20 protein-coding genes are annotated in these 20,639 nt (G+C 55.9%); 5 read left to right on the top strand and 15 right to left on the bottom strand.

Annotated features, from left to right (window positions below):
* Positions 1-32 precede the first annotated feature (32 nt).
* From urtE to ACMGGM_RS01870, 7 genes are all read right to left on the bottom strand, one after another.
* Entirely contained in the window at positions 33-731 is a 699-nt protein-coding gene (gene urtE / locus ACMGGM_RS01900) for an urea ABC transporter ATP-binding subunit UrtE (RefSeq protein WP_045134035.1), read from the bottom strand.
* A 9-nt stretch (positions 732-740) separates the two neighbouring features.
* The gene (gene urtD, locus ACMGGM_RS01895; RefSeq protein WP_063943138.1) at positions 741-1,538 is read right to left on the bottom strand and encodes an urea ABC transporter ATP-binding protein UrtD; all 798 of its coding nucleotides are present in this window, start codon (positions 1,536-1,538) and stop codon (positions 741-743) included.
* On the bottom strand, positions 1,538-2,611 hold the full coding sequence (urtC, locus tag ACMGGM_RS01890) for an urea ABC transporter permease subunit UrtC (protein WP_023330406.1): 1,074 nt from the start codon (positions 2,609-2,611) through the stop codon (positions 1,538-1,540). The genes urtD and urtC overlap by 1 nt, the downstream gene beginning before the upstream one ends.
* Positions 2,611-4,185, bottom strand: coding sequence for an urea ABC transporter permease subunit UrtB (urtB, locus tag ACMGGM_RS01885; RefSeq protein ID WP_047344234.1), 1,575 nt, complete (start codon positions 4,183-4,185; stop codon positions 2,611-2,613). Before urtB ends, urtC begins: the two co-directional genes overlap by 1 nt.
* A gap of 24 nt (positions 4,186-4,209) precedes the next feature.
* Positions 4,210-5,481, bottom strand: coding sequence for an urea ABC transporter substrate-binding protein (gene urtA, locus ACMGGM_RS01880; RefSeq protein WP_063943136.1), 1,272 nt, complete (start codon positions 5,479-5,481; stop codon positions 4,210-4,212).
* Between the two features lie 202 nt (positions 5,482-5,683).
* Positions 5,684-6,787: a cobalamin-independent methionine synthase II family protein gene (locus ACMGGM_RS01875; RefSeq protein ID WP_063943134.1), complete on the bottom strand. Its 1,104-nt coding sequence runs from the start codon at positions 6,785-6,787 to the stop codon at positions 5,684-5,686.
* A 156-nt stretch (positions 6,788-6,943) separates the two neighbouring features.
* Entirely contained in the window at positions 6,944-7,357 is a 414-nt protein-coding gene (locus ACMGGM_RS01870) for a rhodanese-like domain-containing protein (RefSeq protein WP_014883814.1), read from the bottom strand.
* Positions 7,358-7,430: 73 nt separating this feature from the next.
* On the opposite strand from ACMGGM_RS01870, the gene ftrA reads away from it, so the two are divergent.
* Positions 7,431-8,438 (top strand): transcriptional regulator FtrA, encoded by a 1,008-nt coding sequence (ftrA, locus tag ACMGGM_RS01865; RefSeq protein WP_063943132.1) that lies wholly within the window; start codon positions 7,431-7,433, stop codon positions 8,436-8,438.
* Between the two features lie 228 nt (positions 8,439-8,666).
* Here the strand turns inward: ftrA and ACMGGM_RS01860 are convergent, their stop codons facing one another.
* Positions 8,667-9,029: a hypothetical protein gene (locus ACMGGM_RS01860; RefSeq protein ID WP_023330401.1), complete on the bottom strand. Its 363-nt coding sequence runs from the start codon at positions 9,027-9,029 to the stop codon at positions 8,667-8,669.
* 243 nt (positions 9,030-9,272) lie between these two features.
* On the opposite strand from ACMGGM_RS01860, the gene ACMGGM_RS01855 reads away from it, so the two are divergent.
* Complete coding sequence (locus tag ACMGGM_RS01855; RefSeq protein ID WP_063943331.1) at positions 9,273-9,503, top strand: DUF2554 family protein; 231 nt, start codon at positions 9,273-9,275, stop codon at positions 9,501-9,503.
* On the opposite strand, the gene ACMGGM_RS01850 is transcribed toward ACMGGM_RS01855, so the two are convergent.
* Complete coding sequence (locus ACMGGM_RS01850) at positions 9,504-11,468, bottom strand: peptidase U32 family protein (protein WP_023330399.1); 1,965 nt, start codon at positions 11,466-11,468, stop codon at positions 9,504-9,506.
* Between the two features lie 80 nt (positions 11,469-11,548).
* Positions 11,549-12,076, bottom strand: coding sequence for a helix-turn-helix domain-containing protein (locus ACMGGM_RS01845; protein WP_063943130.1), 528 nt, complete (start codon positions 12,074-12,076; stop codon positions 11,549-11,551).
* Between the two features lie 92 nt (positions 12,077-12,168).
* Here ACMGGM_RS01845 and ACMGGM_RS01840 point away from each other — a divergent pair, with 92 nt between their 5' ends.
* Positions 12,169-13,425 (top strand): benzoate/H(+) symporter BenE family transporter, encoded by a 1,257-nt coding sequence (locus ACMGGM_RS01840; protein WP_014883808.1) that lies wholly within the window; start codon positions 12,169-12,171, stop codon positions 13,423-13,425.
* Here ACMGGM_RS01840 and ACMGGM_RS01835 read toward each other — a convergent pair.
* Positions 13,315-14,187: a helix-turn-helix transcriptional regulator gene (locus ACMGGM_RS01835; RefSeq protein WP_014883807.1), complete on the bottom strand. Its 873-nt coding sequence runs from the start codon at positions 14,185-14,187 to the stop codon at positions 13,315-13,317. The genes ACMGGM_RS01840 and ACMGGM_RS01835 overlap by 111 nt on opposite strands.
* Before the next feature lie 174 nt (positions 14,188-14,361).
* Between ACMGGM_RS01835 and ACMGGM_RS01830 the strand changes: the two genes are divergently transcribed.
* Positions 14,362-15,258: a DMT family transporter gene (locus tag ACMGGM_RS01830; RefSeq protein ID WP_014883806.1), complete on the top strand. Its 897-nt coding sequence runs from the start codon at positions 14,362-14,364 to the stop codon at positions 15,256-15,258.
* A gap of 34 nt (positions 15,259-15,292) precedes the next feature.
* Here the strand turns inward: ACMGGM_RS01830 and ACMGGM_RS01825 are convergent, their stop codons facing one another.
* Positions 15,293-15,967, bottom strand: coding sequence for a DUF3313 domain-containing protein (locus ACMGGM_RS01825; protein WP_014883805.1), 675 nt, complete (start codon positions 15,965-15,967; stop codon positions 15,293-15,295).
* A gap of 135 nt (positions 15,968-16,102) precedes the next feature.
* Positions 16,103-17,698 (bottom strand): ABC transporter substrate-binding protein, encoded by a 1,596-nt coding sequence (locus ACMGGM_RS01820; protein ID WP_071922247.1) that lies wholly within the window; start codon positions 17,696-17,698, stop codon positions 16,103-16,105.
* Between the two features lie 111 nt (positions 17,699-17,809).
* On the opposite strand from ACMGGM_RS01820, the gene pepT reads away from it, so the two are divergent.
* Positions 17,810-19,039: a peptidase T gene (gene pepT, locus ACMGGM_RS01815; RefSeq protein WP_047344225.1), complete on the top strand. Its 1,230-nt coding sequence runs from the start codon at positions 17,810-17,812 to the stop codon at positions 19,037-19,039.
* Here the strand turns inward: pepT and tehB are convergent.
* Both tehB and tehA read right to left on the bottom strand, forming a co-directional pair.
* The gene (gene tehB / locus ACMGGM_RS01810; RefSeq protein WP_014883802.1) at positions 19,036-19,629 is read right to left on the bottom strand and encodes a tellurite resistance methyltransferase TehB; all 594 of its coding nucleotides are present in this window, start codon (positions 19,627-19,629) and stop codon (positions 19,036-19,038) included. The two genes, pepT and tehB, sit on opposite strands and share 4 nt — an antisense overlap.
* A complete protein-coding gene (gene tehA, locus ACMGGM_RS01805) occupies positions 19,629-20,630 on the bottom strand; it encodes a dicarboxylate transporter/tellurite-resistance protein TehA (RefSeq protein ID WP_063943128.1) in 1,002 nt (333 codons plus the stop codon). The genes tehB and tehA overlap by 1 nt, the downstream gene beginning before the upstream one ends.
* Between the last annotated feature and the right edge of the window lie 9 nt (positions 20,631-20,639).

Raw genomic sequence — 20,639 nt, 5'->3', positions numbered from 1 at the left:
TTATAAGAATGAGAATGTTACATTATAACATTTCAAATCGCAACCAGCCCGCGAACGCCCTCCTGCGCCATGTTTTCCCCCCGTCCACGCTGGATAATGGTGCCGCGTGACATCAGGAGATAGCTGTCGGCCAGCTCGGCGGCAAAGTCGTAAAACTGCTCGACCAGCAGGATCGCCATATCGCCTCTGTTCGCCAGCGTGCGGATCACCTGGCCAATCTCTTTTATCACCGAAGGCTGAATGCCTTCCGTCGGTTCATCCAGAATCAGCAGCTGCGGGCGGCTTGCCAGCGCACGGCCAATCGCCAGTTGCTGCTGTTGTCCGCCGGAGAGATCGCCTCCGCGGCGGTGCTTCATCTCTTTGAGCACCGGGAAAAGCTGCCAGATCTCCTCCGGTACCTGCTTCGCCTCGCGGGCGGAAAAGCGCGACAGCCCAAGCAGAAGATTTTCTTCCACGGTCAGGCGCGGAAAAATCTCGCGTCCCTGCGGGACATACGCCACGCCAGACTGTACCCGCTGGTGCGGTTTGTTGTGGGTGATCGTCTTACCCTGCCAGATGACCTCCCCGGTTTTCGCCGGGATCAGCCCCATCAGACACTTCAGCAACGTCGTTTTCCCGACGCCGTTGCGCCCCAGCAGGCAGGTGACTTCTCCGGTGACGGCCTCAAAACTGACGCCGCGCAGGATATGGCTGCCACCGTAATACTGATTCAGTTCGTTAACCTGTAACATCTTCTCTCCTTAGCGCCCCAGATAGACCTCAATCACCTGCTCGTTGGCCTGCACCTCGCGAAGCGAGCCTTCGGCCAGCACGCGCCCCTGATGCAATACCGTCACGTGGTCGGCAATGGTTTCGACAAAGCCCATGTCGTGCTCCACTACCATCAGGGAGTGCTTACCCGCCAGGGTTTTGAACAACTCGGCGGTGTATTCCGTCTCTGCGTCGGTCATCCCGGCGGCGGGTTCGTCCAGCAGCAACAGATGCGGATCCTGGACCAGCAGCATACCTATCTCCAGAAACTGCTTTTGCCCGTGCGACAGCAGCCCGGCGCGGCGATCGCGTTCGTTGCCAAGACGCAGTAAAACCAGCATCTCATCAATGCGATCGCGTTGCTCACCGTTGAGTTTTGCCCGCAGGCTCGCCCAGACGGATTTATCGGTTTTCATGGCGATCTCAAGGTTTTCCCACGCCGTCAGCGCCTCAAAGACCGTGGGTTTCTGGAACTTTCGCCCGATCCCCTGACGGGCTATGGCCGCAGGCTCCAGCGCGGTCAGGTCGATCGATTGATCGTAAATAGCCCTCCCGCTTTTTGGTCTCGTTTTGCCGGTGATCACATCCATCAACGTGGTTTTACCGGCTCCGTTGGGGCCAATCACGCAGCGCAACTCGCCCACGCCGATATTCAGCGAGAGATCGGTCAGCGCCTGGAAACCGTCGAAATTGACGTTAATGGCCTCAAGCTGAAGCACCGGATCCGTCTGGTCACGGTAGCGGTCGCCGGGCAACTGGCGGGTAAATAATCCTTCCGTTGGCTGCATTATTTCTCTCCCTTACGAAACAGACCGTAGACACCGCGTGGTAAGAACAGCGTGACGGCGATAAAAATCAGCCCCAGGAACAGCTGCCAGTACTCCGGCATGGCGACGGTGAAAAAGCTCTTCGCCCCGTTCACCAGCGCCGCGCCAATCACCGGCCCCACCAGCGTGCCGCGCCCGCCCAGCGCCACCCAGATGGCGGCTTCTATCGAGTTCGTCGGCGACATTTCACCGGGGTTGATAATGCCCACCTGCGGGACATAGAGCGCCCCCGCCAGGCCACACAGCACCGCGGACAGCGTCCAGACCAGCAGTTTGAACCCGCGCGGGTCGTAACCACAGAACGTCAGACGGTTTTCTGCGTCACGAACGGCGGTCAGGATTCGGCCAAATTTGCTTTTTGCCAGCGCAAATCCCGTCCCCAACGCCAGGAGCAGCAACAGTACGGTCGCCAGAAACAGTGCAATACGCGTGGAGGTTTCCGTCACCGAAAATCCGAGCAGCGTGGTAAAGCCGGTGAAACCGTTATTGCCGCCAAAACCGGTCTCGTTGCGAAAGAACAGCAACATCCCGGCATAGGTCAGCGCCTGGGTCATAATCGAGAAATAGACCCCTTTGATCTTCGAGCGGAAGGCAAACCAGCCAAACACCAGCGCCAGCAGCCCCGGCACCATGACAATCAGCACCAGCGCCCAGGCGAAGTGTTGGGTGCCCCACCAGAACCACGGCAGCTCACTCCAGGAGAGAAATGACATAAACGCGGGCAGACCGTCACCCGCCGCCTGGCGCATCAGATACATGCCCATCGCATAACCGCCGAGTGCGAAAAAGATACCGTGCCCAAGAGACAGCATACCGGCATAGCCCCACACCAGATCGAGCGCCACCGCAACGATGGCATAGCAGAGGATCTTACCCGTCAGCGTCAGCATCCAGGTCGATAACGCCAGCGGATGCGTTGCAGGCAGTAAGGCGAAAAACGGTAATATCAGCAGACACGCCACCAGCAGGCTGCCTGCGATCTGCGTTGTGCGTGGCGCTTTGCGCGCCAGCGTTAAGGTAAGCGGCTGGCTCATCAGTCAATAACCCTCCCTTTCAGCGCAAATAACCCCTGAGGACGCTTCTGAATAAACAGCACGATCGCCACCAGAATCACGATCTTGCCCAGCACCGCGCCCATCTGTGGTTCAAGGATTTTATTGAAAATGCCCAGACCAAAGGCCGCGGCCACGCTCCCTGCCAGCTGGCCCACGCCACCGAGCACCACCACCAGGAACGAGTCGATGATGTATCCCTGGCCCAGCTCCGGTCCGACGTTACCCAGCTGCGATAATGCCACGCCGCCTAACCCGGCAATGCCGGAGCCCAGCCCGAATGCGAGCATATCGACACGCCCTGTCGGCACCCCACAGCAGGCAGCCATGCTGCGGTTTTGCGTCACCGCGCGCACGTTTAGCCCCAGACGGGTTTTATTCAGAATCAGCCAGGTAAAGAACAGTACCAGCAGCACAAAACCCAGCACCACAATACGGTTCCACGGCAGCGTCAGGTTGGCGAAAACCTGTACCCCGCCGGAAAGCCATGCCGGGTTCGCCACCTCCAGGTTCTGGGCGCCAAACGTCATGCGCACCAGCTGGATAAGCATCAGGCTGATGCCCCACGTTGCCAGCAGCGTTTCCAGCGGACGACCGTACAGATGACGGATCACGGTGCGCTCCAGCACCATTCCGATTGCCGCCGTCAGGCAGAACGCGACCGGTAAGGCGATAACCGGATAGAGCGCCAGCCACTGTGGCGCGAGGCTGGTCATGGCCTGCTGCACCATCCAGGTGGCATACGCGCCCAGCATCAGCATTTCACCGTGCGCCATATTGATGACGCCCAGCAGGCCGTAGGTGATAGCCAGCCCCAGCGCAGCCAGCAGCAGCACCGAACCGAGGGAAAGCCCCATAAACGCCTGACCCAGCAGATCGCCCCACATCAGGCGGTGCGTAATCTGGTTAAGGCTCTCTTCGGCAGCGGCGCGAACGCCGGCGTCCGGCTCGGTCTGCGCCTGGGTATACGGGGTGAGTCGGGACACCACGTCCGGATCGTCGGACTGGCCTAACAGTTCAGCAGCGTGGCGACGCACCTCCGCCTGCGGGCTTGCCAGCTGGAGATTCGCCACCGCCAGCAGCAGCGTCTGACGCGCTACCGCATCCGTTTCACGGTTTACCCGATTTTCCAGAAAAGCGAGCATCGCAGGTTGCGCATCTCGCTGCAGTTGACGGGCCGCCGCCCGCCTTTCCGTGACACTGTCACTGACCAGCTGATGCGTAGCGATAGCCGTGGCAGCAAGTACGCGCAGTCGGTTCGTCAGCCGTACCGCTTTGGTCTGCCCTTCAGTCGCCTTTGCTTCACCGAGGGGAACCATTCCGCCATTACGCTGCGCAAAAGCGTGCTTTTGGCTGTCGGTATACAGGTTTTCCTTTTGCAACGCCTGAAGCAGCGGCAGCCTGGCGGCATCCGGCGCGGCGGCCCACTGCGTCAGTAATTCCGCCTGCTGGGTGCGGCTGGCAGCAACGAAACGATCGGCATCCGATGCCTGCGCCATCCCTGGCAGCAGTCCGGTAAGCCATATAAGAGCGACGATCGTGCGCATGACGTTCATGGCTTGTCTCCCTGAGGTGATGGCTTAGTTGCTGGCGGTTTTCATCGGCTGGTCGGGCTTTTTGTCATTCCCGGCGATGAACGGACTCCACGGTTGTGCGCGGACCGGCTGTTCCGTCTGCCACACCACGTTGAACTGGCCGTTGCCTTCAATTTCACCGATCATGACTGGCTTATGAAGATGATGGTTGGTGGCATCCATGGTGAGCGTAAAGCCGGAAGGCGCTTTAAACGATTGGCCGGCCATTGCGGCACGCACTTTATCTGCGTCGGTCGTGCCCGCTTTTTCCACCGCCTGCGCCCACATATGGATCCCTACGTAAGTGGCTTCCATTGGGTCGTTGGTGACGACAGTGTCGGCATTCGGCAGTTTGTGCACTTTCGCATAGGCTTTGTAATCCGCCACGAAGGCCTGGTTAGTGGGGTTGTCCACGGACTCAAAATAGTTCCACGCAGCCAGGTTACCCACCAGCGGTTTGGTGTCGATACCGCGCAGCTCTTCTTCACCGACGGAGAACGCCACTACCGGCACGTCGGTTGCTTTCAGCCCCTGGTTTGCCAGCTCTTTATAGAACGGCACGTTGGAATCGCCATTGATGGTCGAGACCACGGCAGTTTTGCCGCCTGCGGAGAATTTCTTGATGTTGGCGACAATCGTCTGGTAGTCGCTATGACCAAATGGGGTGTAAACCTCTTCGATGTCCTTATCCTCAACGCCTTTCGAATGCAGGAACGCACGCAGGATCTTGTTGGTGGTGCGCGGGTAGACGTAGTCGGTGCCCAAGAGGAAGAAGCGTTTCGCCGCGCCGCCGTCTTCGCTCATCAGGTATTCCACCGCCGGGATGGCCTGCTGGTTCGGTGCGGCACCGGTATAAAAGACGTTGGGTGACATTTCTTCACCCTCATACTGCACCGGATAGAACAGCAGGCCGTTCAGTTCCTCAAAGACAGGCAGCACCGATTTACGCGAAACGGAGGTCCAGCAGCCAAACACCACCGCGACTTTATCCTGGCTCAGCAGCTGACGCGCTTTCTCGGCAAACAGCGGCCAGTTTGAAGCGGGATCCACCACCACCGGCTCCAGTTTTTTCCCCAGTACGCCCCCTTTGGCGTTGATCTCGTCAATGGTCATCAGCGCGACATCTTTCAGCGGGGTTTCGGAGATGGCCATCGTGCCGGACAAAGAATGCATGATCCCCACTTTGATGGTATCGGCCGCCTGCACACCAAAACTCATTCCCATCGCCGCGACGGACGCGGATAACGCAAAGGCTTTTAATAAGGTACGACGCTGCATATTTTCACTCCTGAAAAAGAACGCTGTGCAAAAACGTCCGTTACGGCATGGACGCGGAAAAAAATGTGTCAGCGAAGCAGGAGCAAAAAGGATGCCAGAATGAACATTGCGCTATGGCGGGAGATTGAACGCGGGATGTAAAGAGAACGACTCAGAATGGCACAGCGCTGCACTTTTATAATGCAGCGCTAGGGCGGTGTTTTTACCAAACTTCACTGGCGATCTGTGTCACCAGACGGACTTTGTCCCACTGCTGAGTTTCACTCAGGCTGTTGCCCTCTTCGGTCGAGGCAAAGCCGCACTGCGGGCTGAGGCAGATCTGCTCTTTGGCCACGTATTTTGCCGCCTCTTCCAGACGGGCTTTAACCCCTTCCGGGTTCTCCAGCTCTCCATTTTTGGTGGTTATCAGCCCCAGCACCACCTGCTGCTTGCCCGGGCGAATAAAGCGCAGTGGCGCAAAATCACCGCTGCGGTCGTTATCATATTCCAGGAAGAAGGCATCTACGTTCACCGTACCGAACAGCACTTCCGCCACCGGCTCGTATCCCCCTTCCGAAATCCAGGTTGAACGGAAGTTGCCGCGGCAGACATGCAGCCCGATGGTCAGATCGTCCGGTTTACCTTCCAGCGCCTTGTTCAGCACGCGGGCGTAGATCTGCGCAAGCTCATCGGCATCATCTCCGCGCTCGCGGATCTGACGACGCTGATCGTCCGAACAGAGGTAGGCCCAGACGGTGTCGTCAAGTTGCAGGTAACGGCAGCCTGCATCATAGAAGGCCCGGATAGCGTCGCGCCAGGTGGTCGCCAGATCGTCAAAATAGACGTTCAGGTCCGGGTAAACCGTCACGTCGATATCTTTGCGGCCGCCGCGGAAATGAAGGACGCTTGGGCTGGGAATGGTCATCTTCGGCTGCGCATTACCGCTGATGCTTTTCAGATAGCGGAAATCGTCCAGCATCGGATGATCGCCAAAGCCCAGCTTGCCGGTGACGCGCACGCCGTGGGCTTTGGTCTGTACACCGTTGAACTGAATACCCTGCTGCGAATCGTAACGCTCAACCCCCTGCAGGCCATCGAAGAAATCGAAGTGCCACCAGGCACGGCGAAATTCACCGTCGGTCACCACATGCAGACCGCACGCACACTGCTGCTCGACGACGTGGCGAATGGCATCGTCCTCCACCGCGCGAAGCTGTCCGGCATCTATCTCACCGCTGGCGAACTTCAGGCGGGCCTGTTTAATGGCATCCGGACGTAAAAAACTGCCTACTACATCGGCGCGGTATGGGGCGTGCTGTCGTTGCATGGAAATCTCCTCTGTCTGACGGTAATAATTGCCGGCAGTGATAATTCATTATTTGAATCTTTAGACTTCTGGATGTCTAAATGTCCAAAAAAGATGTCATACCTCACTGGCTCCGGCAAACGAGAAAATTTCACGGGTGTTGAAAAAAATTCATCTTCACAGGGCGGAAACGGATCCCTGACTGGCAAACGCGTAGCGTTCATCTTCCCAGCCGGTGATCCCGCCCAGCATGATTTTGACCGGCAACCCGAGTCGCGCCAGCTTCAGCGCAGCCCTGTCCGCGCCGTTACAGTGCGGCCCCGCACAGTAAACGACAAACAGCGTGCCGTCCGGCCACCGGGCCATGCGTTCAGCAGTAATCTGGCTCCACGGCATGTGCAGTGCCCCGGGGACATGACGACGGGCGAATTGTTCCGCACTCCCTACCACATGCAGCAGCACGAAGTCCTGCTCATGACTGGCGATGGCATGATGCACATCGGCACAGTCGGTTTCGACACTCAGGCGACGCAGAAAATGGGTAACGGCTTCCTGCGGCTCGGCAGCCGGAAATTCAGTAACATAGCTCATGATCCTTCCTCATCTTTGGCGTTTGTGTTAACACTACTCTATCCACAAATTCAGCCCATGAATGCGCTTGCTTATGCCAGAAAACAGCAAAAAGATGACAAACTTAAGACAGGTTTCCCGCCCTCAGGTGGTGGTGCTGGCGTATGACGGCCTCTGTACCTTTGAGTTTGGCGTGGCGGTTGAGATTTTTGGCCTGCCACGTCCTGAGCTGGGCGACGCCTGGTATCGCTTTGCTGTGGCAGGTGTGGATAGCGGAGAATTGCGGGCGACGGGCGGGATCCGCATGGTGACTGATGGTGATTTGAGCCTGCTTGAGTCTGCGGATCTGATCGTGGTTCCCGGCTGGCGGGGGCTGGACGCGCCGGTTCCCAGGGCCCTGTGCGACGCATTGCGTGAGGCCAGCGCTCGTGGATGCCAGCTGCTGTCCATCTGTTCGGGTGTGTTTGTGCTGGCCGCAACGGGACTGTTGAACGGGCGCAAAGCCACAACCCACTGGCGCTACATTGAGGCGCTTAAAGCCCGCTACCCTGACATCGACGTGATTGAAGACGTACTCTATCAGGACGAGGGGGATATTCTGACTTCTGCTGGTAGCGCGGCGGGCATCGATCTCTGTCTACACGTCGTCCGCCGGGATTATGGCATGGAAACCGCCAACAGCGTGGCGCGTCGGCTGGTTATTCCTCCCCACCGGGATGGTTCGCAGCCGCAACAGCTGAGCCGCCCGGTGGCACAGCTACGGGAGAGCCAGCGTCTGGGACAGCTGTTTGATTTCCTGCACAACCATCTCGTTGAACCGCACAGCGTCGACTCGCTGGCGCGTCGGGTGGGCATGAGCCAGCGTACCTTCCTTCGTCGCTTCGAGGCGGCAACGGGAACGACACCGTCGCGCTGGCTGATCAATGAGCGTCTGTTGAGAGCAAAAGATTACCTGGAAAGCAGTCGGTTGAGCATCGACAGCATCGCTGAACAGACCGGTTTTGGACAGGCGGCGACGTTGCGCCACCACTTTCGTCAGCAATTTGCCCTTTCCCCGGCCCAGTACCGCAAGCAATTTTCGCGTTCAGGTCCTGCCCGTTGAGGGATCCCCACAACATAATACCGACACAGACGCCCCTCTCCCTGAGGGAGAGGGCTGGGATGAGGGGCACATACGCGAAATGGCAAAAAAAAACCGCCATTATCTGGCGGTAAATGCTTGCATGGATAGATTTGTATTTTGGTCTCTACGTCCCCGACGCTCCATGGTCGGGCTGCGGATCCCTTACAAACTAACACTGATTAACTTAACGAAAGCTAAACAGCTCTATTAACTCGCCTTCGTGTTGATTTGCAAATAACGCATCAGACCCTGTTCGGCGCTCTGTTTTGCTTCATCATTAATCGCTTCGAGATAAAACGAACGCGAAACACCATAGGGGGCTTTTTCAGAAGGATACACCGCAAACTGGAATACTTTTCCTCTTGCCTGATGCAGGCAATCTAATTCCCAGCGCTGATCGTCTACTTGTTTGCTATTGCAGGCTACACGCCCGTAATCGCTGGTTAAATATGAACCAACACGGGTTTCTGCGGACTGAATATATTCTGGTTCGTCATTCCCGATATAGCGAACCCCTGCCGTAGCACCCACAGCAGCCACGAGGAGCGCAAACGCGATTATTTTTTTCATTTATTAAGACTCATTCCTTAGCCAGAGAATCCCTATTATATAGGATTATCCCTAATTCAAACGCCTGTTTATGGTCCAGAAGTGGTAGTTGACAGTGCTTTAGGCGCATTTAGGATATTTCTTAAAAACAATTCTGAGCCAACACTATTTGACATTTTCTTTGCCGTACTTTGAATTATTGAATAATAACACTAAGAAATAATCGCCATGATTATCCCCGCAACGTCACTCAGCGGTGAAACCATGATTAAAAAAGGGTTATCTCTCGTCATGCTTATTTGTGCGCTGTTTTCAGGGCAGCTTATAGCCGGGCACAAAGGGCATGAATATGTATGGGTAAAGAATGTGGGGCATCAGCTGCGGCACGAGGCCGACAGCGATGAATTACGCAGCGCAGCGGAAGAGTCAGCGGAGGGTTTGCGCGAACACCACCTGTGGCAGAAATCGCGCAAACCGGAGACGCACGTAAGGTAGTTAGCTCCCCTTACGTTTTGGCAGGGTTTTCATCAGATCGTCAGGACTGACGGAAGCGACAATGCTGCCCGGCTGCGGCATTTTGAAAATATGGTTTTTCATCTTGCCAATAACATGCATTTCGCAGGGACGGCAGTCAAACTTCAGGGTAAGGACTTCATCACCGTTGACCAGCTGCATGGGCGTCGCTTTCCAGCTCTTAATATTGCCTTTTGCCTGTTTCGGGCACAGATTGAAGGCGAAGCGGAGACAGTGCTTGGTGATCATCACCGGCACGTCGCCCTTCTCTTCATGCGCTTCATAGGCCGCGTCGATCAGCTGCACACCGTGGCGATGATAGAATTCACGCGCCTTATGGTTGTAGACGTTCGCCAGGAAAGATAAATGCGTGTCCGGGTATACCGGGGCCGGAACAACTTCCGCTTTACGGCTACCGCGTGGATACTGGGCCAGACGCGCTTCATCCAGCAGCTCTGCCGTTTCACGGCGGAACTGGTTAAGCAGGCTGTTCGGCACAAACAGCGCGTCCGGCAGGTTAACCTCGATAGCGCGCGCGTAGTAAATCGTCTGTCCCAGCTTCGCTACGCCATCCTTCAGGCTGTTAAGCGCTTTTTCCGCGTTGTTTGCCACCTCGAACAGGCCATCCAGCGTATGCGTCACGCTGATACCGTCTTCACAGGTCATGGTCAGAATCAGCTGTTCTTCCCAGCCGCCAAGCTCGATATCCACCGCGATACGACGCTCGCTGGAGGTTTTCAGCAGCGCCTGCTGCCAGTTATGATCGAGGTTACGGTTAAGTGGCGCGTTCGGACGCGCCTTGTAGAGATCGGCAGGCATTTCATTCGGCCATACGCGATAGCGATTTTCACCGGTTTTTTCGACCGTATTAGCCCTGAAACCCACCACTTCACGCTTAATCATCACGTTCAGGCCATCGCCATTCGCCAGCGGCTCCGTCACTTCAACATCAAGATGATCTTTCGCCACCTTCAGCACTTCACCGACCGGTAAACCGATGAACTTCGGAGAGTCGAATGCGCCGATATCGCCTTTACGGGCGTTCACGAAATAGTCCGTGCTGCCGCGGTGGAAGGTTTTGTCCGTCGACGGAATAAAGAAATGCTCGGTACGACCTGCCGACGCGCGCGCCAGATCGCCGCGGTCTTCGATGATGGCGTCCAGCATCTGACGGTAGTGCGCGGTGATGTTCTTCACGTAGCTCATGTCTTTATAACGCCCTTCAATCTTGAAGGAACGGACGCCCGCATCAATCAGCGCGCCCAGGTTGGCGGTCTGATCGTTATCCTTCATGGAGAGGAGGTGTTTTTCGAACGCCACTACGCGGCCCTGATCGTCTTTCAGGGTATACGGCAGACGGCAGGCCTGCGAACAGTCGCCACGGTTGGCGCTACGGCCCGTCTGGGCGTGGGAAATGTTGCACTGACCGGAATAGGCCACGCACAGCGCGCCGTGGATAAAGAACTCGATCGTCGCGTCTGTCGCCTGGTGGATATCACGGATCTGATTCAGGTTCAGCTCACGGGCCAGAACGATCTGCGAAAAGCCGACGTCGGAGAGGAACTTCGCCTTCTCCACCGTGCGGATATCACACTGGGTACTGGCGTGCAGTTCAATCGGCGGAATATCCAGCTCCAGAACCCCCATGTCCTGAACAATCAGGGCATCGACGCCGGTCTGATAGAGATCGGCGATCAGTCGTTGCGCAGGCTCCAGCTCATCATCATGAAGAATGGTGTTCAGGGTCACGAACACTTTCGCCCCGAAACGGTGGGCGAACGGCACCAGGTCGGCAATATCGCGCAGGCTGTTGCTGGCGTTATGGCGGGCACCAAAGCCAGGGCCGCCAATGTAGACGGCGTCCGCGCCGTGAAGGATCGCTTCGCGGGCAATGGCGGCGTCACGGGCCGGGCTTAAAAGTTCAAGATGATGGGATTGCAGGCGCATACTTCGTCGTTATCCGTTATGGTCAAAATGGCGGCTATTGTAGTCAGAAGTCTACGACAGCGAAACAGTTTTGCGTAGCCTCAGCGGGGATAATGGATCAGAGAGTGAAAATGCACCGGCCGGTCGCTGCTGTTGCGGTAGGCATGCGGTTTATCACCGGCAAAACGGACGCCCGAGTCGGCATAAACCGTCTGCCATTCGCCGTCGATTTTCATCTCCAGATCTCCGCTAATGACCACCACATGTTCAATCACGCCCGCCTCATGGGGCGTGGATTCGCTCAGGGCACCCGCCGCCAGCGTAATAGAGAAATGATCGAACCTCAGGGTCTCATCCCACGGAAAGAGCGGTTTGACGACCATCGCCTGCTGCTGGGGATCAAACACAGCCTGCCTGTCTGCCTCTGGCGTGATGAACGCGGAAAACGGAACGTTCAGCCCGGTGGCGATTTTCCACAGGGTCGATACCGTCGGGCTGGATTCATTGCGCTCAATTTGGCCGAGCATCGCTTTCGACACGCCGGCCTCGTCCGCCAGCTTTGACAGGCTCCAGCCGCGGGCCTGACGCAGTGTTTTCAGTGTTGCTGCAAGATGTTGTGTGATGTCCATGTTCCCTCCTGGTGCCGATGATCATACCACTTGTACGCTATAACGCACAGTGCTACCGTAATACGGACGTTATAACGCACAACGGAGTTGCCATGCGCCCTTCCTCTCATCTTATTCCAGTCACACTGGCTGGATTTGTCGCCGTCCTGGTGGGTTATGCCAGTTCGGCCGCCATTATCTGGCAAGCCGCCGCCGCGGCAGGTGCCAGCGCGCAGCAAATCGCGGGCTGGATGACCGCGCTGGGGATTGGGATGGGGGTCAGCACGCTGGCGCTCTCCTGGTGGTTTAAAGCGCCGGTACTGACGGCCTGGTCAACCCCCGGGGCCGCCCTGCTCGCCACCAGCCTGCAGGGGGTGACGCTGTCTGAAACTATCGGTGTGTTTATCTTCGCTAACGCGCTTATTTTACTCTGCGGTATTACGGGGCTTTTCGCTCGTCTCATGACGCTGATCCCCCATTCGCTCGCGGCCGCCATGCTGGCAGGCGTGCTTCTGCAGTTTGGCCTGCACGCGTTTGCACATCTTGACGGCCACTTTCTGCTGTGCGGGAGCATGATTGCCGCGTGGCTGCTGGCAAAAGCGCTGGCGCCGCGCTATGCCATCGTGGTTACGCTGCTGGCAGGTGGTCTCGTGGCATGGATAAGTGGTGACGTTGCCACCGATAAAGTCAGCCTCTCCGTTGTGATGCCTGAGTTTATTGCCCCCGACTTTACTTTTACCAGCCTGGTGAGTATCGGTTTGCCCTTCTTCCTGGTGACCATGGCCTCGCAGAATGCGCCGGGCTTCGCCACGATGAAAGCCTCCGGCTACTCGCTGGCGGTCTCACCGCTCATCATCGTTACCGGTGGCCTGGCGCTGCTGCTTTCACCCTTTGGCGTCTTCTCCATCTGCATCGCGGCCATTACCGCCGCCATCTGTCAAAGCGCTGATGCCCACCCGGATACGACTAAACGCTGGCTGGCGGCCATTGCAGCCGGTGGGTTTTATCTGCTGGCTGGAGTTTTCGGCGGGTCTATTACCGGGATCATGGCTGCACTGCCGCTGAGCTGGATCCAGACCCTGGCGGGGCTGGCGTTGCTTGGAACCCTCAGCGGGAGTTTATTTCAGGCCCTGAATCATGAAGCCGAACGTGACGCAGCCATCGTCACGTTTCTGATGACCGCGAGCGGAGTCACCCTTCTGGGCATCGGTTCGGCATTCTGGGGGCTGGTGCTGGGCGGGATATGCTATGCCCTGTTTTCACGCGCTCGCCGCGCGCAGCTGGGACGGCGTCATACCCATCACGCTGCGAAAACGGTTACTGAAGTGGCTGGCGGAGTTAAATCCGCAGGCCAGCGCGATGTCCGTTAGTGGCATTGCGCTATGCTGCACCAGGTTTTTTGCTTTTTCCATGCGTCGCTGCATCACGTACTGATGCGGTGCCAGTCCCGTCGACTGGCGGAACATGCGGGCAAAATGGTATTCGCTGAGGGCTGCCTGCGCCGCCAGCTCGGCCAGGGTTAACGGCTGGCCAAGATGCTCTTCTATGAAGGCCAGCACGTTGCGCAGAACGAAAGGCGATAACCCGCCGGTGACGACCGGCAGCTTCCACTGAACGTTGGAGTAGTTTTGCAGCAGATGGGTCATCAGCAACGTGGATGCTGTACTCAGGGTGAGCTGATTGGCCTGCTGCTGCCAGTCGCAGCCAAGTAAAAACTGGCGATACAGCGCGGTGATCTTCGGGTCACTGCCAAAAATGCGTTCGTCCAGCGTCAGCGACAGCGGCCGCTTATCCCAGATTTTTTCGCCCACGTCGCGCAGGTGTTCATCGGTGCAGTAGAGATGGACAAACGACAGGTCATCACGGATATCCCACGTCGATTCACTCTCTTTCGGCATCAGGCAGAAACGGTCCGGTCCCCCGCCGTTCTTCCAGCCGCCCGGCGTTTTTTGATAGCTCTCATAACCGTCGGCCACGTACAGGCTCAGGGTGTGATGATTGCTTTTAACCGTTATCGTATCGTGCTTGTTGTACCACGCCGCCAGTTGAATACCCGAGTTCAGCGAGACCGTCTCCCGCAGGACGGCATTCTGCTGACTAAGCGTTTCAAAGGTATCGTAAGCGTGAGACATAACCGTTAGCGCGTGAGTGATCGAACTGTCAGTCTAAGAATTGTTGTTCCCCGTTGCCAGTCCCCCGGAGAGAAAAAAGCGCAAGATTTTGCAAGTCTGCCGCAAGCCGGTGAAAGCCCACGGCGTATTTCAGCGCCATACTGCGGGCTTTCGTGGTTTGAGAAGAGAAATGATATGAACGCATTATTATACGGACTGGTCGTGGTCATCTGGGGAACCACCTGGATTGCCATTTTCCTGCAGCAAGGTCCCGTGGCGGCCCCGGTGTCGATTTTCTGGCGTTTCGCCGTGGCCAGCGCCACGATGATGGTGGTGTTACTTGCCCTGCGTCGACTGCGTAAGCTGGCGCTACGGGATCACCTTTTTTGCATGCTTCAGGGATGCTGCGTTTTCTGCTTTAACTTCTGGTGCTTTTATACCGCGGCCGCGCACATCAATACCGGGCTGGAATCCGTCATCTTCTCCATGGCGGTGCTCTATAACGCCATTAATAGCTTTATTTTCTTTGGTCAGCGCCCGCCCGCGCGTTTCTGGACGGCGGCGGCATTGGGTCTGGTCGGGATTATTACCCTTTTCTGGGACGATCTGCTTGCCAGCGGCTGGAGCGTATCGCTTCTGACGGGCATTGGCCTTTCTGCGCTTGGAACCTATGGTTTCTCGCTGGGCAACATGATCAGCATGCGCCATCAGCGCAGAGGCCTGGAAACCATGACCACCAACGCCTGGGCGATGCTTTACGGTACGCTGGTGATGGGCTGCATCGCCCTCTTCAGAGGGGACAGCTTTACCCCGGAATGGACGGTAACCTACATCGGCGCACTGCTCTATCTGGCTCTGTTTGGTTCGGTGATTGCTTTCGGCGCTTACTTCACGCTGGTCGGGCGTATTGGCCCCGGGAAAGCGGCGTACAGCACGCTACTCTTCCCGCTGGTGGCGCTCTCCATCTCAACGGTGTATGAAGGCTACGTCTGGCATCTCAACGGGATCGTCGGTTTACTGCTGATTCTGGGTGGGAATATGGTGATGTTCACTAAACCCGAAACCTGGTTCAGGCGTTTACGGACGGCGTAAAAAAACGGCCTGCAATCTGCAGGCCGTGCATGATTTATTTTGCTGTTTTATGCACATCAAACATGGTGGCATCTGTCGCCATATCATCCACAACCTGCTTCAGCGTCGCAAAGGTCATTGGCGTATTTTCATTGCTCAGCTCTTTACCTTCGCCCTTACGAACAACCTTCATCACCGGTTTGTTGGTGGCTGCGTCGATCAGCTCACCTTCAAAGTAGAGATGGGTATCCATGGTGCGATGGCCGGTTGCCATCTGCGTCCCCGCCACCACCAGCGCGACAGGCACCACTTCGTAGAACTGCAGGCCTTCTTTCTGCGAACTCACCCCTGTAATGGCACCCCGGAAAATCAGGCTATGTTTACCTGGTGTCGCCACTATAGGCTTACGAGTACCAATAGCCGTTTTCATTTTGGTATTGGTGTAGTTCAACAGCTCATCAAGGGTTTTCTGCCCAATCTGAGTGGTCGGTTTAGGCGTAGGGTAATAGGTAATCGGCGTCCAGATAATACTGTCGTAATTCGCTTCGTTATAATTAGGATCGACCCAGCGCAGCGTCGGTTTGCCCGTCGCAGATGTCGTCTGTTGCAAGCCGGAGTAATCTTTTAAAAAGCCTGAATATTGTTCGGGGGCGGCGACTTTTGAAGAACAGCCTGCCAGAGCCAATAAACCAGTAAGCACTGCAACTTTAAAAAAAGTTTGAGTACGCATGATAGTTTTCCATGTTATCTGCAAGTATGCATTTGAAGTTATAGCAAAAGTCAGGCGGGTTTGTTGTGACAAAAAATGATGTAAGTAGCACAAATTGCAAAAAGAAGGCCCGGCTTCATACCGGGCAGCGAAAAATTACGGATTGATATCCACCTGCCAGAAGATATGTTTGCCAAACGGATCGATTTCGTAGCCTTTCACCTCCTTGCGCACCGGCTCGAAAATCGTTGAGTGGGCAATCATGACCGCTGGCATCTGGTCATGCATCATCTGCTGGGCCTCTTGATACAGCGCCACACGTTTATCGTGATCGGTTATCGATTTTGCTTCGGCGATGAGGTTATCAAACGGTTTATAGCACCATTTCGCCGAATTGGATCCGCCATTTGCCGACGTACAGGTAAACAGCGGACCAAAGAAGTTGTCAGGATCGCCCGTTGCGGTCGTCCAGCCCATCAGCGCAGCCTGATGCTCCCCGCCCTTCACCCGCTTGAGGTATTCTCCCCATTCGTAAGTGACAATGTGGGTTTGTACGCCGATTTTCGCCCAGTCAGCCTGAATCATCTCGGCCATACGTTTCGCATTCGGGTTATAGGGCCGCTGCACCGGCATCGCCCACAGGTCAATGCTCACGCCGTTAGCAAGACCCGCCTCTTTCAGCAACGCTTTTGCTTTTTCAGGATCGTACGCGTAATCCTTTAGCTCGCTGTTGGCGCTCCAGACGCCGGGCGGTAACAGATTTTTCGCGACGGTTCCGGTGCCGTGGAACACCGCGTCGATAATGGCGGGCTTATTGATGGCCATCGCCAGCGCCCGGCGGACGTTCACATTATCCAGCGGCGGTTTTTGCGTATTAAACGCCAGGAAACCGGTATTCAACCCGGCCTTGTTCATCAGGTTAATATTTTTATTGGCTTTCATGCGCGGCAGGTCCGCCGGGTTCGGGAACGGCATTACCTGACACTCGTTCTTTTCAATTTTGGCAAAACGTACGGAGGCATCCGGCGTGATGGTAAACACCAGCCGGTCCAGCTTTGATTTGCCCTGCCAGTAGTCGGCAAACGCCGTGAACAGGATGCGGGAATCTTTTTGATACTGCGCCAGCTTAAACGGCCCGGTGCCGATCGGCTCCATATCCACCTTCTCCGGCGTGCCTGCTTTCAGCATCGCATCGGCATACTCGGCAGAGAGAATCGAGGCAAAATACCAGGCCAGATCGGCGACAAACGGCGCTTCCGGGTGTGCCAGGGTAAAGCGCACGGTGTGGTCATCGACTTTATCAATGGCGGTTATCAGGCTGCCAAACTCCAGGCTTTCAAAGTTGGAGTAGCTGCCGTTAGAGACGTTGTGATAAGGATGATTGACGTCTTTCTGGCGCATAAACGAGAAGATCACGTCATCGGCGTTAAAGTCCCGGGTCGGCGTGAAGGATTTATTGCTCTGAAATTTCACGCCCTGGCGCAGATGGAAGGTGTAAACCTTACCGTCATCGCTCACCTCCCAGCGCTCTGCCAGGCTCGGCACCAGTTCTGTGGTGCCGGGTTTGAAATCGACCAGCCGGTTATAGACCGGTACGGCGCTGGCATCCACGCTGGTGCCTGAGGTATATAACTGAGGATTAAAGTTTTCCGGTGACCCTTCGGAGCAATACACCAGCGTTTTCGCGGCAACGGAGGAACTGACCGTAAGCGCAGCAAGTGCCAGCATTAATGTTGTGCGTTTGCTTGTCATCATTTATTCCTGTCTTTTTAATTCGACGGCTAATTAATTCTTTTGCCATTTCATAAATAACATTAAAGTGATGTGGCAAACACCCGAAAAATAAATAAGGAAGAAAACACTATGGGCACGCCGCTTTCCAGACAATTAACACATCGCTTTTTCCGTTATCTCGCCATCACCAGTCAGAGCGATCCCAGCGTCAAAACCTTACCCTCAACACCGGGGCAGCACGAGATGGCACGAGAGCTGGCGCAGGAGCTGGCACAGCTGGGATTAGATGACATTGTGATCGACGAATTCGCCACGGTAACGGCGGTTAAAAAAGGTAATGTACCCGGCGGACCGCGCATTGGATTTATTACTCACATTGATACCGTGGACGTGGGATTATCGCCGGATATTCATCCACAAATATTAACGTTTACCGGTGAAGATCTCTGTCTGAATAAAGAGAAAGGGATCTGGCTACGGGTAAGTGAGCATCCGGAAATTCTGTCTTACCCGAATGAAGAGATTATTTTCAGCGACGGTACCAGCGTATTAGGCGCAGATAATAAAGCAGCGGTGACCGTGGTCATGACCGTGCTGGAAAACCTGACCGCTGAGCATAAACATGGCGACATTGTGGTCGCGTTTGTCCCCGACGAAGAGACTGGCCTTAAGGGGGCAAAAGCGTTAGATCTGAAACGCTTCGATGTCGACTTTGCCTGGACCATCGACTGCTGCGAGCTGGGGGAGATTGTCTATGAGAATTTTAATGCGGCAGCCGCTGAGATCCGCTTTACCGGCGTAACGGCGCACCCGATGTCTGCTAAAGGGGTGCTGGTAAACCCGTTATTAATGGCGACCGACTTTATCAACCAGTTTGACCGCCAGCAAACGCCAGAGTGCACGGAGGGCCGTGAAGGCTACATCTGGTTTAACGGCATTCAGGCCGGGCAGAACGAGGCCGTTCTGAAGGCCAATATTCGGGACTTTGACAAGGACAACTTTGCTTCCCGCAAGCAGCAGATTGCTGATGTCGCCGCCCGGATCGCCGCCCGGTATCCGACGGCAAAAGTGGACTATCGCATTGAAGAGACTTACAGCAATATCAGCAATGCGATTGGCGAAGACAGGCGTGCCATCGATCTAATGTTTGCGGCGATGGAATCACTGGGTATCACCCCAAAACCGACGCCGATGCGCGGCGGTACAGACGGCGCAGCGCTCTCGGCAAAAGGGTTGCTCACCCCGAACTTCTTCACCGGCGCGCATAACTTCCATTCGAAGTTTGAATTCTTGCCGCTGTCGTCGTTCGAGGCGTCTTACCACACTGCCCTGCAACTCTGCCTGCTGGCCGCGCGTTAAGCAGGCTTGCGCGCCAGCATCGTAGCAAAGCGCAGCTTGATGCGGTTGCCGTGTTCATCGGTGCGGTGCAGTTCGCCAACCTCTTCGTTGTATTTGAGCAACTCCCAGCCTTCATAGTAGTTGCTCAGTTCACCGCTTTTAAACGCAAACGGGAAGCCGACGGTGCACGGATAATCCGCCGTGTCCATCGCAGCAACGATCAGGTTATAACCGCCAGGTTTGGTGCAACGCTGCATATTGGCGATAAGACCCGGAATGGTTTTTGCCTCCAGGAACATCAGCACCACGGTAGACAGAATAAAGTCATACTCGCCGTCAATGCTCAGGTTGTTGAGATCCTTGATGGCTGAGTGAAGATTCTCAATGCCTTCTGCCGCTTTGATGCGCTCGATATTATCGATGCTCATCGGATTTTTATCCCAGGCAGTGACCTCGTACCCGTTGGCCGCCAGATAAAGGCTGTTACGGCCATTGCCACAGCCCAGATCCAGGGTTTTACCCGGTTTCACGATCCCCGCGCTGTACACCACCTCTGAGTGTGTACGGGTTAAACCATATTTCTCTGTGAAGTAATTTTCATCGACGGACATTATTTTTCCTCAGATTGCATAAGCAGTGCTTTTTCAGTGCGCAGCAGAAGTTTGCCCTGAAGCAGTAGAATAAAAGTACGGACCAACAGGATCCCAATGATGACGTTGGTGAAGATAAAAAGCGGTACGGCAATCACGTGGAAAAAGCCCGACGGGCTGCTGTGCCCCAGATGCAGCCCGGTGGTTGCCAGTGCGGATATACCAAAGGAGAAACTCCAGAAAGAAGCATTAAACGGCTGGGATACGTACCAGGGCAACAGACGCAGCATAAACAGCAGTTGCAACAGGCCATAACCGAACAACATTTTGGCAAAGGTGTCGGCTTCACCGCCGTTAACGCTAAACCAGGCGCTACAGGCCACCAGCGCGGGCGCAAGCTGAATCCCCAAAGAGGTGCGCTGCGCGGTCGGAAGTTCTCCGGCACTGCGAAGGCGCTGAAGTATAACCGGCTCCAGGCTGAGCCAGGAGAAGACACCCGCCCCCAGGAACACGAAACCGGCGTCGTTAAACCCCAGGGCGCCGCACGCCATGGCGCTAATAAAATTATTCGCCACGGTTGGCAGATATAAACCCGGCGTCGTGGCTTCTTGCGGATGGTTGCCGCGCCAGAGTCCCGCGCTTTGCCAGGCGGAATAAGACAGCTGTGTCACCACCCCCACGCCAAAAAGCACGACTGAAATCGGGCGGCACCAGGGCACAAAACCGATGGCGACCAGCATCGTCGTCGCCGGAAAAAGGCTGACAAAGCTACTCATCACCGGATGCCTCATCTCTGCCAGCACGCTGCGCGGGAAACGGATCGCGCGGATGATAAAGGCCACCGTCAGCAAAAACCAGCACGTAACGGCAAGGACCACCAGCGCATCACCCGGCCACCGTGTCACCGGCCAGAGCGTGCTGGCGTATCGCCAGGCGAAACCCATGCCAATGATGCCAAGCACCATGCCAAAATACCCAGCGGGCAAGTTAAGCACTTTCTGTGAGGGATTGAGTTTATCCATTAATTTTAA

It is taken from the genome of Enterobacter sp. BNK-14 (assembly GCF_047456095.1).
Taxonomy (GTDB): Bacteria; Pseudomonadota; Gammaproteobacteria; order Enterobacterales; family Enterobacteriaceae; genus Enterobacter; species Enterobacter kobei.
The sequence above is the reverse complement of the archived record's forward strand: the minus strand, read 5'-3'. Positions and strand labels throughout refer to the sequence as shown.

Coding starts and splice junctions, on each gene's coding strand:
- urtE (WP_045134035.1), bottom strand. CDS start 731: ATGTTACAGGTTAACGAACTGAATCAGTATTACGGTGGCAGCCATATC.
- urtD (WP_063943138.1), bottom strand. CDS start 1,538: ATGCAGCCAACGGAAGGATTATTTACCCGCCAGTTGCCCGGCGACCGC.
- urtC (WP_023330406.1), bottom strand. CDS start 2,611: ATGAGCCAGCCGCTTACCTTAACGCTGGCGCGCAAAGCGCCACGCACA.
- urtB (WP_047344234.1), bottom strand. CDS start 4,185: ATGAACGTCATGCGCACGATCGTCGCTCTTATATGGCTTACCGGACTG.
- urtA (WP_063943136.1), bottom strand. CDS start 5,481: ATGCAGCGTCGTACCTTATTAAAAGCCTTTGCGTTATCCGCGTCCGTC.
- ACMGGM_RS01875 (WP_063943134.1), bottom strand. CDS start 6,787: ATGCAACGACAGCACGCCCCATACCGCGCCGATGTAGTAGGCAGTTTT.
- ACMGGM_RS01870 (WP_014883814.1), bottom strand. CDS start 7,357: ATGAGCTATGTTACTGAATTTCCGGCTGCCGAGCCGCAGGAAGCCGTT.
- ftrA (WP_063943132.1), top strand. CDS start 7,431: ATGCCAGAAAACAGCAAAAAGATGACAAACTTAAGACAGGTTTCCCGC.
- ACMGGM_RS01860 (WP_023330401.1), bottom strand. CDS start 9,029: ATGAAAAAAATAATCGCGTTTGCGCTCCTCGTGGCTGCTGTGGGTGCT.
- ACMGGM_RS01855 (WP_063943331.1), top strand. CDS start 9,273: ATGATTAAAAAAGGGTTATCTCTCGTCATGCTTATTTGTGCGCTGTTT.
- ACMGGM_RS01850 (WP_023330399.1), bottom strand. CDS start 11,468: ATGCGCCTGCAATCCCATCATCTTGAACTTTTAAGCCCGGCCCGTGAC.
- ACMGGM_RS01845 (WP_063943130.1), bottom strand. CDS start 12,076: ATGGACATCACACAACATCTTGCAGCAACACTGAAAACACTGCGTCAG.
- ACMGGM_RS01840 (WP_014883808.1), top strand. CDS start 12,169: ATGCGCCCTTCCTCTCATCTTATTCCAGTCACACTGGCTGGATTTGTC.
- ACMGGM_RS01835 (WP_014883807.1), bottom strand. CDS start 14,187: ATGTCTCACGCTTACGATACCTTTGAAACGCTTAGTCAGCAGAATGCC.
- ACMGGM_RS01830 (WP_014883806.1), top strand. CDS start 14,362: ATGAACGCATTATTATACGGACTGGTCGTGGTCATCTGGGGAACCACC.
- ACMGGM_RS01825 (WP_014883805.1), bottom strand. CDS start 15,967: ATGCGTACTCAAACTTTTTTTAAAGTTGCAGTGCTTACTGGTTTATTG.
- ACMGGM_RS01820 (WP_071922247.1), bottom strand. CDS start 17,698: ATGACAAGCAAACGCACAACATTAATGCTGGCACTTGCTGCGCTTACG.
- pepT (WP_047344225.1), top strand. CDS start 17,810: ATGGGCACGCCGCTTTCCAGACAATTAACACATCGCTTTTTCCGTTAT.
- tehB (WP_014883802.1), bottom strand. CDS start 19,629: ATGTCCGTCGATGAAAATTACTTCACAGAGAAATATGGTTTAACCCGT.
- tehA (WP_063943128.1), bottom strand. CDS start 20,630: ATGGATAAACTCAATCCCTCACAGAAAGTGCTTAACTTGCCCGCTGGG.